This window comes from Mucilaginibacter sediminis (assembly GCF_051903035.1).
In the GTDB taxonomy this organism is placed as follows: Bacteria; Bacteroidota; Bacteroidia; order Sphingobacteriales; family Sphingobacteriaceae; genus Mucilaginibacter.
The window spans coordinates 695523-715429 of the sequence record NZ_CP170602.1; the positions used below are offsets into that span (position 1 = coordinate 695523).

The following is a 19907-nucleotide window of genomic DNA, read 5'->3' on the forward strand; positions in this document are numbered from 1 at the left end:
TATGAGCTTGTTCTGTTTTACAGGCAGCATAGCCCAGGTTGTTTTGCCTAAAATATTAGGCAACGGCATGGTATTGCAGCGCAATCAGCCTGTACCAATTTGGGGTACCGCTACAGCTGGCGAAAAGGTAACAGTTAAGTTTAACGGCCAAACCAAAACAACTATTGCTGATGATGCCGGTAAATGGATAGTAACGCTTAAACCGATGCCTGCTTCGGTAAATCCATCCACGTTAATCATCACGGGCACCAATACTATAAAGCTTACAGATATCCTGGTAGGTGAGGTGTGGCTGTGCTCGGGCCAGTCGAACATGCAGTATGAAATGCGCAAGAACAGCAAAGTAAAAAAGCCCGATACCAGTACAGTAAATTCGCCTGTTGATGAACTTGACCGTGCACATAACCCACAGATCAGGATCTTTTTGGTCACCCAAAAAAACCTGCAAAAGCCCGATTCTACGCATTCCGGCTGGAGCATCGCGGAGGATTCAGCTTTGCGTGCTTTTTCAGCGGTGGGGTATTTCTTCGCCCAAAATCTTAATCACGATCTGAAAGTACCTGTTGGCATCATTTCAGCGGCAGTAAGCGGCAGCCGCATTGAGCCTTGGGCGCCTCAGGAAGCTTTTGATGCTATCCCGTATTTTAAAGCCAATAACATTAAAATTGAGGGCGACCCCGGTAAATTCTACGCCAAAATGATTGCACCACTGGTACCATTTGCGCTTAAAGGTTTTTTATGGTACCAGGGCGAAAGCAACTGTTACCTGGGCGAAACCATTAGTTACACCTATAAAATGGAGGCGCTCATCAACAACTGGCGTAAAAGCTGGAACAACAAAAGCCTGCCATTTTATTACGTGCAGATCGCTCCCTTTTACTATTCGCAAAGCAAAGGAGCAGTGCCGTATACAGAGTTTACCGAACCTGAATTAAGAGAAGCCCAAACCATGGCTTTACAGATCCCGCATACAGGTATGGTTATCACCACCGATTTGAACGATGATCTTAAAAATATTCACCCGCCATTTAAGTGGGAGGTTGGCCGCCGGCTGGAATTACAGGCATTAGCCAATACTTACAGACAGAAAAAGCTTGTTTTCTGCGGACCGATGTATAAAAGCATGAAAATCATCGCTAATAAGATCATCCTGAGTTTTAATTATGCAGGTAATGGATTGGTTAGTTCTGATAGTAAACCGCTTACCGATTTCACTGTAGCCGGCAAAGATGGCAAATTTGTACCCGCCATTGCTGCCATCAAAGGTAATACGGTTGAGGTTTCGGCGGATGGCGTAGATGCTCCTGTAGTCGCACGTTTTGCCTGGTCGGAAGCCGCCCAGCCCAATTTCTATAATAAGAACGGATTACCTGCCGCGCCATTCCGAACGGATAACCCGCTAAAATTTACACCTACTACAAACTGATTACCATGAGATCTGCCTGTTTTAAAATATGTACCTATACCCTGTTACTGCTAAGCGGAATAATTGCCCGCGCGCAGGAAACACAAAAGGTATATTTATCGGGCACGGGCAGCGACCACACCGTTAACTGGCAGTTTTTTTGTACCGAAGGCCGCAATTCGGGCAAATGGACAACCATTCCCGTTCCTTCTAACTGGGAATTACAGGGCTTTGGTAAATACAATTACGGGCTTGCAAAGGATAGCCTGAAGGGAAAGGAGCAGGGCTTATACAAATATGAGTTCACAGTTCCCGCTGCCTGGCAGGGTAAAAGCATCAATATAGTTTTTGATGGCTCCATGACCGATACTGAAGTGAAACTGAATGGCAGATCTGCAGGGGCAATTCACCAGGGATCGTTCTATCGTTTTAAATATGATATCAGCAGTTTGCTTAATTATGGCAAACCCAACCTGTTGGAGGTAACCGTTTCCAAGCAATCGGCCAATGCATCCGTAAATGCGGCCGAAAGAAAAGGCGACTTTTGGGTATTCGGTGGTATTTTCAGGCCGGTGTTTCTGGAGGCTTTCTCCAAAGCTCACATTGAACATTATGCCATCGACGCCAAAGCCGATGGCAAGCTAACAGCCGCGATAAAGTTATCATCAGTTAAAGCGGGAGCAATAATAGGGCAGGTATATGATCTTAAGGGGCAAAAAGTTGGTGCCGTTTTCAAAACTAATGTAAATACCGGCGATACCCTGGTGAATCTCACCGCCAGGATCGCGTCACCGCTGTTATGGTCGCCCGAGTTTCCTCACCTGTACAACGTGGTATTCACGTTAAATCAGGGTGGTAAGGCAGTGCATACGGTAAAGCAGCGGTTTGGTTTCAGAACTGTGGAGTTGCGCCAGCACGATGGCATTTATGTAAACAATGTAAAGATTAAATTTAAGGGTGTTAACCGCCACTCTTTCTGGCCTAAAACCGGCAGGGCCATGAACAAAAAGCAAAGCATTGACGATATCGCGCTCATGAAGGATATGAACATGAATGCCGTGCGCATGTCGCATTACCCGCCCGATGATCATTTCTTGGATGCCTGCGATTCGCTTGGTCTTTTTGTTTTGGATGAGCTTACCGGCTGGCATGGTCATTATGATACGGAAGTGGGTTCTAAGCTGGCGAAGGAAATGATAGCGAAGGATGTAAACCATCCGTCGATAGTTATTTGGGATAATGGGAATGAAGGGGGCTTTAATTTTGATCTCGACCATTTTTTTGATGACCTGGATATCCAGAAGCGGCCGCTCATCCACCCATGGGCAGTTTTCAGGGGCACAAATACGCAGCATTATATCAACTATGATTATGGTACCGGCACCAATTTACACGGGCACGATGTGGCTTTCCCCACCGAGTTTTTGCATGGCCTTTACGATGGAGGTGCTGGCGCTGGTTTGGATGACTTTTGGGAACTGATGTACCATACGCCGCTCTCGGCCGGTGGGTTTATCTGGGATTTTGCCGATGAAGATGTGGTGCGTACCGATAAAAATAATGAGCTTGACTCGGACGGTGATCATGCTGCGGATGGCATTGTGGGGCCGTACCACGAAAAGGAGGGAAGCTATTACACCATCAAGGAGATCTGGTGCCCTGTGCGCCTGGAGCCGCGGGAGATTACCCCTGCATTTAACGGTAACCTGAGATTGGAGAACAGGTATTTGTATACCAATTTAAAGCAGTGCACTTTTAGCTATAAGCTGGTTAAGTTTAACGATCCATGGCGGCACCCCCAGCCGCAGGCCACCTCGCAAACCGGACCGATAACTTCACCCAATGTAGCACCCGGCCAATACGGCAATTTACAATTTGATTTGCCTAAAAACTGGCAGGATTACGAGGTATTATACATAACTGCTATTGATCCGCACAAAAAAGAATTGTTTACCTGGAGTTTCCCCATAAAAATGCCCCATGATTTTGTTGGGCGTATTGTATATAAACCTGATCGTCATAAAATAACCGTCACCGAAACCGATTCAGCTTACAAAGTGGCCAATGGCAATGGCATTCAACTGGAGTTTAACCGTAACTCGGGTGTATTGAAAAAGGTAAGTAACAGCCGGGGCGAAATACCATTTAATAACGGCCCCATATTGGCAGAAGGTGGAGAAAAAACAGGCTTTAAAAAGCTAAGCTACCATTATGATGGCGATACCCTAATAGTTGAAGCAGCTTTTGAACCCAAAGCCAATATGGCAAAACTAAAGTGGACCTTGTACCCATCCGGTTGGGTAAAGCTGGATGTAAAATACTGGCCCATTGGCGAAGAAGGTAACCTGTTGGGTGTAAGCTTTTCCTATCCCGAAAAGGATGTTAAAGGTGTGCAATACATGGGTAGCGGCCCTTACCGTGTTTGGAAGAACCGGCTAAAAGGTACTTCATTGGGTGTTTGGGAAAAACAGTATAACAATACCATAACCGGTGAGCCAAAAATTGAGTACCCCGAATTTAAGGGATATTATGCCAACCTGTATTGGATGAGGCTAAACGCCAATACCGGCCCAATTACTGTTGTTTGTGATAACCGCGATGTATTTATGCGCCTGTTTACCCCCGGTAATCCTAAAAAAGTGTACAACACGGCGCCTGCGTTCCCATCGGGTGATATATCCTTTATGCATGGCATCAGTCCGATTGGCACTAAATCTCAAAAGCCCGATAAATTAGGTGCACAGGGCTTTCCCAACAAATACTTTGACTATTACAAGGATATAGATATGGCTTTGCCGTTAACGTTATACTTTGATTTTTCGGGCAAATGAGTAAGCGCGCACATATCGCCCTGCTGATATTTATACTCTCATCGTATAAGTGCCTGGCCGGTATTGCCACGCAAAACCTGCGCTGCGAAATGCTGCACAATCCGCTGGGTATTGAAACTATCCATCCAAGGTTAAGCTGGCAGATAACAGGAGAGGGACGTAATATTAATCAAACTGCTTACCAGGTGTTGGTTGCATCAACCCCGACAAAACTGGCCGCCAATGAGGGTGATCTTTGGGATTCGCATCGTGTAAATTCGGGCGAATCTATCATGATTAATTACGCAGGTAAGACATTGATTACTCGTACAACTTGTTACTGGAAAGTTAAAGTATGGACCAATAAGGGCGAAAGCCAGTGGAGCCAACCCGCCATGTGGAGCGAAGGTTTGCTAAATACTACCGACTGGAAAGCCCGCTGGATAGGCCATGATGGCGGCTTCCCCTGGGATAGTGTTTCTAAATTCTCCCGCCTGTCGGCACGTTACTACCATAAACAGTTTGATGTAAAGCAAGAGGTAAAAAAAGCAACCATATATATCATTGGTTTAGGTCATTATGAACTTTATATAAATGGTAACATCATAGGCGACCAGGTGCTCGCCGGACCGCCTACGGATTATACCCAATCTGTTAAGTACAACACTTTTGACGTTACAAATGCAATAAAGCAAGGAGCAAACGCTGTTGCAACGGTATTGGGTAACGGCAGGTTTTTTACAATGCGCCCCAAATACAAACGCAAAAAAATTAAGGAATTTGGTTTCCCCAAAATGCTGCTGCAGTTAGAGGTGGAGTATACTGATGGTACCCGGCAATTAATTGTGAGCGATAACAGCTGGAAGTTTACTGCTGATGGCCCCATCCGTACCAATAACGAATACGATGGCGAAGAGTACGATGCCACCAAAGAGATGCCCGGATGGAACAACACCGGCTTTGACGACAGCAAATGGCTAAAGGCCGAGCTGGTGGAAGCGCCCGGAGGCAGGGTAGAGGCCCAGGTGAATGAACTCATTAAGGTTATGGATACGGTAAAGCCTGTCACTATAAATCAGCTTAAACCGGGCACTTGGATTATAGATATGGGGCAGAATTTTGCTGGTTGGATAAAAATGCATGTAAAAGGCAAACGTGGCGATAAAGTAACTCTGCGTTATGCGGAAACGCTACAGCCCAATGGCGAACTGTACGTAGCCAACCTGCGCGATGCTAAAGTAACGGATGTTTATACCCTGAAAGGCGGCGAAGACGAAAGCTGGCGCCCGGCATTTGTATACCATGGCTTCAGGTATGTAGAGATCAGCGGTTACCCCGGGAGGCCCGAATTGGCCGATTTTGAAGGAGAGGTAGTTTATGATGCCATGGCTACAACCGGGCATTTTGAAACATCCAACCCGCTCATTAACCAGGTTTATCATAACGCTTACTGGGGTATATTAAGCAATTACAAAGGTATGCCGGTTGATTGCCCGCAGCGTAACGAACGGATGCCCTGGCTTGGCGACCGCGCGGTTGGCTCCCTTGGCGAAAGCTTTGTATTTGCCAATGGTAACCTGTATGCCAAATGGCTGGATGATATTGCCCAATCGCAAAAGCCGGATGGCGCTATCCCCGATGTTGCCCCGGCCTATTGGAATTATTACAGCGATAACATGACCTGGCCCGGTACATACATCCTGGTGGCCGATATGCTTTACCGCCAGTTTGCCGATAAGGCGCCCATTGAAAAGCATTATGTCTCCATGAAAAAATGGATGGATTATATGCGTGTAAAATACATGAAGGATTACATAGTGACCAAAGATAAATATGGCGACTGGTGCGTGCCACCCGAATCGCCGGAATTGATTCACTCCAAAGATTCTTCCCGCAATACCAACGGGCAGCTCATCGCGACAGCATATTATTATCACCTGTCGGGATTGATGCAAAAGTTTGCCAAACTGCTCAATAAACCCGCCGATGCACAGGCCTTTGCTGCCTTGAAACTGAGGGTAGGCAATGCTTTCAACCAAAAATATCTTGATAAAAAAAGCTTTCGATATGCTAACAATACCGTCACCGCCAATTTGCTGCCATTATATTTTGGCATCACCCCTGCAGCAAGCAGCAAAACGGTTTTTAAAAACATAGTTGATAAGATTGAGAATGATGCAAACGGCCACATCAGCACAGGGGTTATTGGTACACAATGGCTTATGCGTGGCCTTACCGAATACGGACGGCCCGATCTTGCATATCGTATAGCATCTAACGATGATTACCCGAGCTGGGGTTACATGGTTAAACATGGCGCCACCACCATATGGGAGCTATGGAACGGCGATACCGCCAACCCTGCCATGAATTCGCATAACCACATTATGCTGCTTGGCGACCTGGTGGCATGGTTTTACCAGGACCTGGCCGGTATTAAAACTGTTAACGTGGGCTTTAAAGAAATGGTGATGGTACCTCCGGTAATAAGTCAGTTGAGTACTGTAAATGCTTCATATGAAACGCCATATGGTGTAGTTAAAAGTAGCTGGACAAGCAATAATGGCCATTTTACCTGGCATATAACCATACCGCCCAACAGTAAAGCTTTAGTATACGTACCGGCAGGCACCGGCAAGGCTGTAACTGAATCGGGGCAGGCAGTAAACACCATAAAAGATATTAAACTGGTAAAAATGGAAGGCGGCCGGGCTATTTTCCGGATAGGATCCGGCAGTTACAATTTTGAAGTTAAAAGTTAAATCTACCTATCTAATGAGTATAAACATGAAAATATTAAACATTGCTGGTATGGCATTCGTCGTATTGTTCATCACATCAACCCTAAGTAAGGCGCAGGATCAAACAGCGGTAAAGCAAGTCCCATCGCCGGAAGCACAGGCTAAAGCTGATGCAGAGATTGATAAAAAAGCAAATGAATGGGTAAGCTCCCTCACCTTGAATGATACTGCGAAAGCTTCACGGGTAAAAACCGTTGTTGCTACGCACCTGAAAGCTATCCGGGATTGGAACAATAGCCACTCGTACGAATCTGTACCTGCCGGGATTGATCCGGCTACCGGCAAGCCATTGAGCACAATGGACAGGCAGATCATCATCAATTCATCCCTGCCAAAATCGGTTCACGAAAACCTGATGACCGGCCTGCGTAAAGATCTTAATGAAGAACAGGTTGAAGCGATACTGGATAAATATACCATCGGCAAGGTGGCTTTTACGCTGGCGGGTTATAAAGCCATAGTTACTGATCTGACCCCGGTTGAGGAAGCAACCATATTGGCCAATTTAAAGCAGGCCCGCGAGCAGGCGGTTGATTTTAAAAATATTAAACAGATCTCGGCCATTTTTGAGATCTACAAAACCAAAAACGAGCAATACCTCAACAATAATGGGCGTAACTGGCACCAGTTATTTAAAGCTTATGTAGATGCTGTTAAAGCTAAAAAAGCGGCTGATGCTGCAAGGAAACCAACTCAATAATATCGTGACTATGTATAAGAAAATATTGCAGATCATATTAGCTGCCTGTGGAATAGCCGGCCAAACAGTGGCCCAAACTAACCCCATGCGCAAAGGCATTGTAAAGGATGAATTTATTTACGACAAAGCGCCTTACCCCGAATGCCATGCGGCCACCATTGCCGAAACACCCAAAGGTTTGGTAGCATCCTGGTTTGGTGGCACAAAAGAACGTAACCCCGATGTATGCATCTGGGTGAGCCGGTTTGTTAACGGCAAATGGACTGAAGGCATTAATGTAGCCAACGGCATCCAGAATGATACGTTGCGCTACGCCTGTTGGAACCCTGTGCTTTACCAGGTTCCGGGTGGTAAGCTGCTTTTATTTTATAAAATAGGCCCAAGCCCTGCAAAGTGGAGGGGGTATATGAAAACATCAGACGATGGAGGGATTAGTTGGTCGGCGCAAATTGCTTTGCCGGATGGCTTTCTGGGCCCGATTAAAAACAAACCGGTTTTGCTGAAGGATGGCACATTGCTAAGCCCGGTAAGTACCGAGGGTAAAGCCTGGCAGGTGCATTTTGAAGCCAGCCATGATTTTGGTAAAACCTGGACAATGATAGGCCCTATCAGTGATGATAAAGAGCTGAAAGCTATCCAGCCCAGTATCCTGATCCATAAAGATGGCAGGCTGCAGGTACTTTGCCGCAGCCAGAACAGGGCGATACTCACGGCCTGGTCAAAAGACAAGGGGCAAACCTGGTCGCCGCTCGAAAAAACAACTTTGCCCAACAACAACTCAGGCACCGATGCGGTGACGTTAAAGGACGGCAGGCAGCTTTTGGTTTATAATCATGTATTACCGCCGGGGACACTGGCAAAAGGCGCCCGTACGCCTTTAAACGTGGCTGTATCAAAAGATGGAGTTAACTGGTATGCTGCCGCGATACTGGAAGATTCGCCAATCAGTCAGTATTCTTATCCATCGGTGATCCAATCGGCAGATGGGCTGGTGCATGTGGTTTATACGTGGCGCAGACAAAAAATAAAGCATGTAGTGATAGATCCCCAAAAGCTGGATCTTAAAGAAATAAAAGACGGTTTGTGGCCCAAGGTTGATGGGTACACAGCGCCTGTGGCAACAACAGGAGAGACTAAAGATCTTTAAAGGAGAAACGTGATGAAAAAATTAACCGGTATACTCATAGCCTGCTTTACACTGCTGTTTTATACAGCCGGTGCCCAGCAAACCACGGATGGTTTGTACAAAAAATCATTAAAGGAAGTACTTGATGAGATCCAGGACAGGTATCAGGTAAAGATTAAATACACCGATGCCCAGGTTCAGGATAAATGGGTAAACTATGCGGAGTGGCGTTTCCGGCCAGATGTGGATACCACGCTGGCTAATGTGCTTACCCCGCTCGATCTGAAGGTGAATAAAGAAGGCCCCGGCAGGTATAAGCTAAAGGAGTACGAATATTACCGCTGGGCGGTTACTGATGGCTGGAAAGAGTTGGACCGTATTGCATCGCAGTATCATGATAAAGCAAGCTGGGAGCAACGCAAAGCTTTGCTTAAGCCACAACTATATAAAGCTTTGGAGTTATGGCCTTTACCTGCAAAACCTGCCTCAAAACCTATCATCACCCCAAAAAGAATATTTGATGGTTATACGGTAGAGAACGTAGCTATTGAAGTTTTACCGGGTTTATACATCAACGGATCGTTATATAAACCATCAAAAATAAAAGGTAAGAGCCCGGTAGTATTAAGTCCAGACGGGCATTGGGAGCACCAGCGCTACCGTGCCGATTGCCAGTTGCGTTGTGCCACACTGGCCCGCATGGGTGTTATGGCCTACAGCTACGACCTTTTTGCGTGGGGCGAATCGCTGTTGCAGTTTAAAGAGGAAGATCATCGCCGCAGCCTTGCGCAAAGCATTCAAATTTTAGGAGCTATCAGGATATTGGATTATGTATCATCATTAAAAGAAACGGACACTGCAAGAATAGGAATCAGCGGTGGGTCCGGCGGCGGCAGCCATACCGTATTAATGACCGCGCTGGACGACAGGATTAAGCTAAGCGCACCGGTAGTTTCCGTATCATCCTATTTTTACGGGGGCTGCCCATGCGAAAGCGGGATGCCCGTACACCAGTGCGGAGGCGGAACCGATAATGTAGAGCTTGCCGCTATGGCCGCCCCAAAACCGCAATTGCTGGTATCTGACGGGCAGGACTGGACAGCCAATATGCCCGAACATGATTTTCCTTATCTCAAAAAAATGTATGGTTATTATGGTGCCAAAAATATGGTAGAGAATGTACATCTATCCAATGAAGGTCACGATTTTGGGCCATCCAAAAGGTTTCCTTTATACAGGTTCATTGCCAAAAACTTCCACCTCAATATCAACGCTATTCAAGATAAGAGCGGCAATATCGATGAATCAAAAGTAACTATTGAAAAAGAACCGGCTATGTATGTGTTTGGCGATAAAGGCGAAAAATTGCCTGCCGGCGCCATAAAAGGGTTTAATCAACTGCAAAAAGTTTTCGCGGCAGCTATAAACAAATAGAGGATATGAAAAGCAGGTTAATATTGGTTTTGGGTGTTGTGCTATTTACAATAGGGGTGGCACAACAGGTTATAGCGCAAATGCCATCGGCGAAGCAGCGGTACAAGGTAGCGGTAGTTGACCTCATGATAATCAAAAGGCAAAAAATTGGTGCTTTCCAGCTTGCCAAAGACATAAGCGCAGATGGGGTTGAAGTAGACATGGGCGGCCTTGGCGATCGCGAGACATTTGATAATCAACTGGCAAAAGATTCGATACGGGAACTGTTTTTAAATAAAGCTAAAGAGCTGGGCCTTGAAATACCCTCATTGGGAATGACCGGTTTTTTTGCACAATCATTTGCCGAACGGCCCACCGCTGTTAAGGCTGTTGAAGATTGCATCAATACCATGAAGCAAATGAATGTAAAAGTTGGCTTTTTGCCGCTGGGTATTAAAGGCGACCTGGTTAAATACCCAAACCTGCGCCCCGCAATAGTTGCCCGCTTAAAAGAAGTGGGTAAAATAGCCGAAAAAGCGGGTGTAGTAATTGGTATTGAAACTTCACTGGACGCCAGGAATGAGTTGCAGTTATTAAAAGATATAGGTTCGCCGGCTATAAAAAGTTATTTCAACTTTCAAAACGCACTTGATAATGGCCGCGACCTGGAAAAGGAATTGCAGATACTGGGCAAGATGAATATTGTAATGATACACTGTACCAATACTGATGGCCAATGGCTGCAGAACGACCCTGAAATAAACATGGAACGGGTAAAGGCAACTTTAGATAAAATGGGCTGGAGCGGCTGGCTGGTGATTGAGCGGTCGAGAGATACTAAAGATGTGCATAATGTTAAATGGAACTTTAGCGCCAATGCCACTTACATAAAATCAATTTTTCAAACATCAAACCAATAATTGTTAATGAACATCTGCCGCATATTTATTGTCGCTTTGCTGCTAATTGTTGCTTTAACAGGCAGCGTTTTAGCGGCAGAAATATGGGTATCGCCAAAAGGATCAGACAAAAATACGGGTACGCAACAGCAGCCATTGGCTACGGTAGCCATGGCGCTGAAAAAGGCGCGCGAACTGCGCCGTCTGAATGATGGATCCATAAAAGGAGGGATCCGTATTGTGGTGGAGAAGGGACTTTATCAATTATCCGAACCTTTGTTTATCCGCCCCGAAGATTCGGGTGCGGCCGATAGCCCCACCATTATTGAAGGTGCTGACAAAGGCGAGACTATTTTTAGTGGCGGCATCCATATAAACGGCTGGAAAAAGCTGGAAGGAAATATCCCTGGTTTACCCTTGAATGTTGCCGGGAAAGTATGGGTTGCCAACGCACCCTTAATTGGTGATGAAGTAGTGAATTTCAGGCAATTATGGGTTGGTAACACTAAAGCCACCCCGGCAAGGGAAGCAGATGCACCATTAATGAGTCGTATTTTATCATGGGATCATCAAACCCAATCCTGTTGGATTCCTAAACCCGCGGCCTTTGATACCCTGCACATTAAGGGTATGGAAATGTTTATACACCAGTGGTGGGCTATCGCTATACTAAGGGTTAAATCGGCAAAAGTGGCGGGTGATAGTGTAAGGTTATCTTTTTACCAGCCTGAAAGCCGCATCCAATCGGAACATCCCTGGCCAGCGCCCTGGATCTCCAAAAAAACGGGTAACTCTGCCTTTTATCTCAGCAGATCGGTGCAGTTTTTAAACCAGCCCGGTGAGTGGTACCTGGATATGGAGCATCGTAAAATATACTACATACCGCGCCCCGGTGAAGATCTGTCCACAGCCACTGCAACTGTTCCTGTCCTTGAGAATATTGTAAAAATTGAGGGGACGATAGATCACCCCGTAAGTTATTTCAGTTTTAAAAATATTGGTTTTCAGCATAGCAGCTGGCTCCGGCCTTCAAAAGCTGGTTTGGTGCCGCACCAGGATGGTATGTATATGCTGGATGCCTACAAGCTAAAAATACCCGGTACGCCGGATAAAAAAGGGCTGGAAAACCAGGCATGGGTTGGCCGTCCTGCCGCTGCTGTTGAGGTAGCTTACGCCGCCCATACCACCTTTGAAGGCTGCCGTTTTGAGCACCTGGCCTCAACAGGCCTGGATTATCAGCGGGGAACACACGATGATGAAATAAAAGGTAACTTGTTTAAAGACATCGGCGGAACAGCCATCCTCGCTGGGGTTTATTCGGATGAGGCGCAGGAAGTTCATTTACCCTATAACCCAACCGATAAACGCGAAATATGTACCAACGACCGCATTGAAAACAACCTAATAACCGATGCCACCAATGAAGACTGGGGATGCGTGGGTATTGGCGCAGGATATGTAAAAGGCATTACCATAGCCCATAACGAGGTTTGCGATGTAAACTATACCGGCATCAGTATGGGCTGGGGATGGACAAAAAGTATCAACGCCATGAGTGACAACCATATTACAGCCAATAAGATTCACCACTATGCGCGTAATATGTACGATGTGGCAGGTATTTATACCTTATCGGCACAACCAGGTTCAGTGATCAGTAATAACTACGTGGATAGTATTTATAAAGCGCCCTACGCACATGATCCGCAACACTGGTTTTACTTATATACTGACGAGGGTTCATCATACATCACCATTAAAAACAATTGGTGCCCTGCAGAAAAATCTCTGAAAAATGCAAACGGCCCTGGTAATGTATGGGAAAATAATGGCCGGCAGGTGGCAAACGAAATTAAAAAAGCGGCAGGGGTGGAGCCGGCTTATCAATACCTGCTTAAATACAAAACAGTTAACCGGGAGGGCCAGCCCATTAATTATAAGTCGGAATGAGAGCCTTAATTATACACATCAACCGGAAAAGTTTAGGATTAATGATGGTCCTGGTATTGCTGCTTAAAACAGCTGATGCAAGGGTAATTGGCAACCCTTATGCTGCTGTTGAAATTACCGCACCAGTTGGGAAAACTATAGATCACCGGCCCTTATTGAGCCTGATTAAAAAGCAAAACTTGCCATTTTCGTCAATTTATGAGTGGAGTAACCATTTAGTTATTTACGGTAAAAATCTGAATATAAACAAATTATATAATTTAACTAAAGGATTGTACCCCGGATTGACGATTAGGACATATAGGCATCCCTTTTATGCTTTCAATAAGCAACAATGTTGCGTTAACTCTGTCATAGCGCCCGAATGGGACAACATTATACTAACGGCCAATTTGGTGAAAGATCCCAAACTGCAGCAGGAATATTTAAACTACCATGCTACCCAGTTCCAGAAATGGCCTGAGGTTTCCAAAGGTTTTTGCAACGCCAATTTTCAGCAACTGCTGGTTTTTAAAAATGGACGGCAGTTGATGTTAGTCATCAGTATTCCAAAAGGCGAAAGCCTGGATAAGCTGAATCCCAAAACAACAGAAAACAACCCAAGGGTAAACGAATGGAATAAGCTGATGAAAAAATACCAGGAAGGCATTCCCGGTACAAAGCCCGGTGAAGTTTGGGTGTTTTTTAAGCCATTAAAAATTCAATGATTCAATAACTCAATAATTCAGTAATTCAATAATTAAAAATGAAGGTAGGAATATTAGGATTAGGCGAAGGCCGCAGTACCATGTCGGCAGTATTACAGAGCAACAAGCTGGAATTGAAAATGGTATGCGATACGAGTATTGAAATTTGCAAGCGCCGTGCAGCGGAGTTTAACTTTCATAACTACACCACCAATTACCAGCACATGCTGGATGATGCAGACATTGATATTATTGCCATTTATACGCCCGACCACCTGCATGCCGAACATGTAAAACAAGCCCTGCATTATGGCAAGCATGTAGTATGTACCAAACCCTTTATTGATGACCTTAGCAAAGCCGCCGAATTACTGGACCTGGTTGAAAAAAGCGGCAGAAGGGTGTTTGTTGGCCAAAGTTCCCGTTTTTTTGAGCCGATGAAAAAGCAGCGCCGGGATTATGAAGCAGGTCTGGTTGGCGACCTGATCACCATTGAGGCATATTATCATGCAGATCATCGCTGGTTTTTAGATAAGCCATGGTCATTACAAAATGCTTTTAAATGGCTTTATGGGGGTTTAAGTCATCCCACAGATTTTATTCGCTGGTACCTGCCCAATATTGAGGAAGTAATGGGATACGGCATGTTAAGCTCAAACGGGGCAAAGGGCGGATTGAAAAACCCAGATACGATGCATTTTATATTTAAAGCAACCGATGGGCGCATTGCCAGGGTAAGCGGCTGCTATACCGGGCCGGTACAACCTGCTACCCGCGACAGCGAGATGAGCTGCATTTTAAGAGGTACCGAAGGCTGCAGCCAGGGCGATTATATGGACCTGCGCTATGCCATAACCGATAACACCGGCGAAGAAAGGATCATTACCTGGGAACATAAGCTGAAACATTATTTTCGCTTTGAAGGCAAAAGCCATCACGCCGGCGAATACCAGAATTATCTTGAATATTTTGCCGACAGCATTACCGAAGGCTTTACGGCTTATCCCGATATTAAAGAAGGTGTAGGCACCATTGCGCTGCTGCAGACTATGGATCGTTCCCTGCAAACAGGCAGGCCGGTTAAAGTTGGCGACATTTTGGCTGAATATCTTTTAACCGCTAATCAACTTAGCGCATGATCATCGCAATGAGCAATATTGTATCGCGCTTAACAGCTCTGGATTACGGGGTGGTGGCTGTTTACCTGGTGGTCTTATTGGTGATTGGCTACCGTGCCAGTTTTAGCAATAAAAACAAAACAGACGAAACACTTTTCCTTGCCAATAAATCATTGGGGTGGCCAAGTATAGGTTTCAATATGTGGGGTACCAACGTGGGGCCGTCCATGCTGCTGGCTTTTGCCAGTATTGGTTATAGCACAGGCATCGTAGCTGTAAATTTTGATTGGTATGCCTTTGTATTCCTGATGCTGCTGGCCCTGGTTTTCGCGCCCAAATATATTGCTGCCAAAGTATCTACCATGCCCGAGTTTATGGGCAACCGTTACGGCGACTCGACACGGAACATCCTGGCCTGGTATGCACTCATTAAAATGCTCATTTCCTGGCTGTCATTAGGTTTGTTCGCCGGTGGCTTTTTGGTAAGGCAGATATTGGGGATACCTATGTGGCAATCGGTTATTGTGTTGGTTTCATTTGCGGGGCTGTTTGCATTTGCGGGGGGCTTAAAAGCCATTGCCAAAGTGAATGTATTCCAGATGTTGTTGCTAATCGGTGTATCATTAACCTTAACGGTTTTAGGTATAAACAAGGCGGGCGGTCTTTTGGCAGTATTTCATAAAGTGCCCGGCAATTACTGGAACCTTATACATCCGGCCAGCGACATTAAATACCCCTGGTATGCTATATTGCTGGGTTACCCGGTATCGGCCATCGCGTTTTTTTGTACCGATCAGGCAATGGTACAATCTGTGCTGGGCGCTAAAAACCTGGAGCAGGGCCAGCTTGGTGTTAACTTTATAGGCTGGCTCAAGATCCTGTCGCTGCCGCTATTTATCCTTACGGGTATTTTGTGCTTTATTCTCTATCCGCATTTGGATGATCCTGCATTGGCCTATATGACCATGGTAACCAACCTGTTTCCTCCTGGTATGAACGGGTTGGTGATAGTAGTGCTGATAGCCGTTTTGGTAGGTACTATCGGCTCGTCATTAAACTCGTTAAGCACGGTGTTTACCATTGATATTTATGCCGAAAAAATTAACCGGGACGCCAGTAACCAGGACTTAATCAGGATTGGCCGGTGGGTGGTTGTTGCAGGCTGCCTGTTTGCAATAGGTATGGCACTGGCTATTGATAGCATTAAAGGGCTTAACCTTTTCGATGTATTTCAGTCGGTGCTGGGCTTTATAGCCCCGCCGCTGGCAGTTGTGTTCCTGCTTACAGTTTATTGGAAACGCACTACACGCAAGGCCGTGAATACCGTCCTTTCGGCAGGTTCGGCTTTTAGTTTGGGTACGGGAGTAGTTTACCTGTGGGTGCTGCCATCTGCCAGGTACCATTTCTGGCCGCATTACCTGCTGCTGTCTTTTTACATTTTTGTTTTTCTTGCTGCACTGGCTGTTGCCATTTCCTTACTGGATGCCTCGCCCGAAATTTATAAACCGGATGCTTCGGAAATCAGCCGGATAGCCAAGCCAACCAAACGGGTAAAATTAGCCTGGACATTGCTTACCATAGTAATGATTGTTTTATACCTCATTTTTAACGGACACTAAATGAAAAACACGACAACCGGGTTTGCACTCCAGGGAAATCTTATTGAGCCAAAATCTGGCTATATAGTGTATAGTAAGTAATGATGAAAAGATTGATCTATATTTTATTTGTTTTTGGATTAGCGCCTTTTACGCTTCACGCTCAATTGGTTGATAAAACCCCCGCGCCCATACCCAATGTGCCGGTGGTTTATGATACCGAACCCTGGGAAAATCCATTGGTTGATGGCATAAACCGCGACCCGGCCAGGGCTACAGCTTATTCATACAGCAGTATCAAAGACGCGCTTGCGGGCGACCGTGAAAAATCGGGCAGGATGATGTCTTTAAACGGCTACTGGGATTTTAGCTATGCCGTTAAACCGGGCGATGCGCCAAAAGATTTTTACAAAGGCCGGGTAAGCGGCTGGAAAAAGATCATCGTGCCCTCCAGTATCGAGATGCAGGGCTATGATAAGCCTATTTATAAAAGTGCAGTTTACCCGTTCAGGCCGGTTAACCCGCCGCATGTACCGCAGGATTATAATGGCGTGGGCAGCTATCAGCGTACTTTTACCCTGCCTCAAAACTGGAAGGATCTGAATATCACCCTGCATTTTGGCGGTGTAAGCTCGGGTTTTAAGGTATGGCTTAACGGCAAATTTTTAGGTTATGGCGAGGATAGCTTTCTGCCGTCTGAGTTTAATATCACGCCTTATTTGCAGGCCGGTGAAAACGTAGTATCTGTACAGGTGATCCGCTGGAGCGATGGCTATTTTTTAGAAGACCAGGACCAGTGGCGCATGAGCGGCATCCATCGCGAAGTATTGCTGCTGGCCGAGCCTAAACTGAGGATTGCCGATTTTGAGTGGCAGGCTAAGCTGGATAAGCAATATAAAAATGCGGTGTTCAGTATCCGCCCAAGGATGGAGAACCTTACAGGCAAAGCTGTTCCCGGGTATAAAATTGAGGCCCGGCTTTTCGACAAAAACAACAGGGAAGTATTTCAAAAACCGCTGGAACGCAGTGTTGAGAGTATGATCAACGAGATCTACCCCCGGCTGGATAATGTAAAGTTTGGTTTGCTGGAAACCACGCTGAAAAATCCCGCTAAATGGAGCGATGATCAGCCTAACCTTTATACACTTACGCTGTCGCTGCTGGATAACGCCGGGCAAACTGTGGAAGTTAAGAGCTGCAAGGTCGGCATCAGGAGTATTGAGTTTGGCAAGGATGATGGTAAATTACTCATCAACGGAAAAGTTACCTACCTGTACGGCGTAAACCGGCCCGATCATGACCCGGTAAAAGGCAAGGCATTATCCCGAGATGATATTTTAAATGATGTGCGCACCATTAAGCGCTTTAATTTTAACTGTATCCGCACAAGCCATTACCCAATGGACCCCTACCTGTATGACCTGTGCGATGAATATGGCATTTTGGTAATTGACGAAGCCAACCTGGAAACCCATGGCCTCGGCTCTAAATTAAGCAACGACCCTATGTGGACGGGCGCTTATCTTGATCGTGCCACCCGCATGGTGATGCGCGATAAAAACCACCCCAGCATTATCACCTGGAGTTTAGGGAACGAGGCAGGCCGTGGGCCAAACCATGCGGCTATGGCCGCTTGGATCCATGATTTTGATATTACCCGCCCGGTGCATTATGAACCCGCCCAGGGAACCCCGCAGGCCGACGGTTATATAGATCCTACAGATTCGCGCTATCCCAAAACAAACGATCACTCACACCGGCTGCAAAATCCAATTGATCAGCCTTATGTAGATATTGTGAGCCGCATGTACCCAGGTTTATACACGGCGCCATTATTGGCCAATCAGCAAAATGGCGATAACCGGCCGATATTTTTTGTGGAATACTCGCACGCTATGGGTAACTCCAACGGCAACCTGAAAGAATTTTGGGACCAATGGCGATCAACCAAACGCATCATAGGCGGGGCCATATGGGAATTTAAAGACCAGGGACTGTTAAAAAAAGATTCTGCCGGGGTATCATACTACGCCTACGGCGGCGACTATGGCGAACGTTACTTTGATAACTTTACCATCAAAGGTATTGTTGCATCAGACGGGCGACCCAAACCGGCTATTTACGAATGCAAGCATGTTTTTCAGCCTGCAGAATGTACGCTGGCGGATGCAGGTAAAGGATTGATCAAAATTAAAAACTGGAATAGTACGGCTTCATTGAGTCAATACGATGTGTACATCCAGGTGCGGGAAGATGGTAATATTATTGCCAAAAAACAATTACCGCATATTGATTTGGCTGCGGGTAAGGATACCATTATCAGCATAAAACAATACCTGTCCCGGTTTAAAACGGACCACGAGTACTTAGCCGATATCCATTTTACACTTGCCGAAGATAAACCCTGGGCTGCAAAAGGATATGAAATTGCGGAAGATCAGTTTGTGCTGACCAGTTTGCCGGCAACAAAGCCAGTAAACCAATATTATCCGTCGTTAAAGGTTACAGATATAGATCATTTTTCTGCTTTGGGTATTAGCGGGAACGGGTTTGATGTCACTTTTAATAAAAAAGATGGGGCGCTGAATTCCTATATGCTGAACGGTAAGCAACAGGTATTTGCTCCTTTACTACCTCACTTCAGTCGACCTGTTACAGATAATGATCATCGGGGGTGGAAGGCTGATAAGAAGCTTAAACAATGGTTTACCGCTAAACCCCAACTAAAAAATTTCGGTATTGATCAATCGCAAAAAGGAGTGGTGAAGGTTAATAGTACGTATACTTTGATCGGCGATAGTGCAATAATAAAAGTAACGTATACCATAAACGGAAAAGGTGCTATCAAGGTTGATTACAGCCTGGCCGCTGATAAAAACCTGCCCGACCTTCCCAAAGTAGGTATGCAAATGGGAATTTTGCGGGCCGATAGCAATATCGCCTATTATGGCCGTGGGCCTTACGAAAACTATACAGACAGGCGTACAGCGTCCGAAGCCGGTATTTACAACCAGGCTATAAGTCAGTTTATGGAGCCTTATGTGGTACCACAGGAAAACGGTAACCGGACCGATGTACGCTGGATACTGCTGCATAATAAAACTAATGGCCTGCTGGTAACAGCCGATAGCCTGCTCAGTATGAGCGCCTGGCCTTATACCGAGGATAATATTCTGCAGGCTAAACATACCAACAAGCTAAAAGACGCGGGCTTTATAACCCTTAATATCGACCTGGTACAAATGGGCGTAGGCGGAAATGATAGCTGGTCGGAAGTGGCGGCGCCGTTGGAACAATATCGTATACCTGCTAAGGAATACCATTATACCTTTTACATCGCGCCATATAATGGAGTTGCTGACAAAGCGGGAGAGGCGGCCCGTGAAATAAAATTTAACTGA

General features: G+C 45.8%; 12 protein-coding genes. All 12 read left to right on the forward strand.

From position 1 onward, the window contains the following. The first annotated feature begins 1 nt into the window (after position 1). The 12 genes from ACFGVS_RS02590 (at position 2) to ACFGVS_RS02645 (ending at position 19907) form a co-directional block, all read left to right on the forward strand. Positions 2 to 1426: a sialate O-acetylesterase gene (locus ACFGVS_RS02590; protein WP_439697319.1), complete on the forward strand. Its 1425-nt coding sequence runs from the start codon at positions 2 to 4 to the stop codon at positions 1424 to 1426. Positions 1427 to 1431: 5 nt separating this feature from the next. Then, on the forward strand, positions 1432 to 4236 hold the full coding sequence (locus tag ACFGVS_RS02595) for a glycoside hydrolase family 2 TIM barrel-domain containing protein (RefSeq protein ID WP_439697320.1): 2805 nt from the start codon (positions 1432 to 1434) through the stop codon (positions 4234 to 4236). Continuing rightward, positions 4233 to 6977 (forward strand): family 78 glycoside hydrolase catalytic domain, encoded by a 2745-nt coding sequence (locus tag ACFGVS_RS02600; protein ID WP_439697321.1) that lies wholly within the window; start codon positions 4233 to 4235, stop codon positions 6975 to 6977. Before ACFGVS_RS02595 ends, ACFGVS_RS02600 begins: the two co-directional genes overlap by 4 nt. A 25-nt stretch (positions 6978 to 7002) precedes the next feature. Beyond that, a complete protein-coding gene (locus ACFGVS_RS02605) occupies positions 7003 to 7716 on the forward strand; it encodes a DUF3826 domain-containing protein (RefSeq protein WP_439697322.1) in 714 nt (237 codons plus the stop codon). 10 nt (positions 7717 to 7726) lie between these two features. Further along, on the forward strand, positions 7727 to 8863 hold the full coding sequence (locus ACFGVS_RS02610; protein WP_439697323.1) for a sialidase family protein: 1137 nt from the start codon (positions 7727 to 7729) through the stop codon (positions 8861 to 8863). Between the two features lie 12 nt (positions 8864 to 8875). Further along, entirely contained in the window at positions 8876 to 10276 is a 1401-nt protein-coding gene (locus ACFGVS_RS02615) for an acetylxylan esterase (protein ID WP_439697324.1), read from the forward strand. Positions 10277 to 10281: 5 nt separating this feature from the next. Next, positions 10282 to 11175 (forward strand): sugar phosphate isomerase/epimerase family protein, encoded by an 894-nt coding sequence (locus ACFGVS_RS02620; RefSeq protein WP_439697325.1) that lies wholly within the window; start codon positions 10282 to 10284, stop codon positions 11173 to 11175. Positions 11176 to 11181: 6 nt separating this feature from the next. Continuing rightward, on the forward strand, positions 11182 to 13104 hold the full coding sequence (locus ACFGVS_RS02625) for a hypothetical protein (RefSeq protein WP_439697326.1): 1923 nt from the start codon (positions 11182 to 11184) through the stop codon (positions 13102 to 13104). Continuing rightward, the gene (locus ACFGVS_RS02630) at positions 13101 to 13811 is read left to right on the forward strand and encodes an L-rhamnose mutarotase (RefSeq protein ID WP_439697327.1); all 711 of its coding nucleotides are present in this window, start codon (positions 13101 to 13103) and stop codon (positions 13809 to 13811) included. Before ACFGVS_RS02625 ends, ACFGVS_RS02630 begins: the two co-directional genes overlap by 4 nt. Before the next feature lie 38 nt (positions 13812 to 13849). Then, positions 13850 to 14929 carry a Gfo/Idh/MocA family protein gene (locus ACFGVS_RS02635; RefSeq protein ID WP_439697328.1) on the forward strand — a complete coding sequence of 360 codons (1080 nt, stop codon included), beginning with the start codon at positions 13850 to 13852 and terminating at the stop codon, positions 14927 to 14929. Then, the gene (locus ACFGVS_RS02640) at positions 14926 to 16527 is read left to right on the forward strand and encodes a sodium:solute symporter family transporter (RefSeq protein ID WP_439697329.1); all 1602 of its coding nucleotides are present in this window, start codon (positions 14926 to 14928) and stop codon (positions 16525 to 16527) included. Before ACFGVS_RS02635 ends, ACFGVS_RS02640 begins: the two co-directional genes overlap by 4 nt. An 80-nt stretch (positions 16528 to 16607) precedes the next feature. After that, positions 16608 to 19907: a glycoside hydrolase family 2 TIM barrel-domain containing protein gene (locus ACFGVS_RS02645; RefSeq protein WP_439697330.1), complete on the forward strand. Its 3300-nt coding sequence runs from the start codon at positions 16608 to 16610 to the stop codon at positions 19905 to 19907.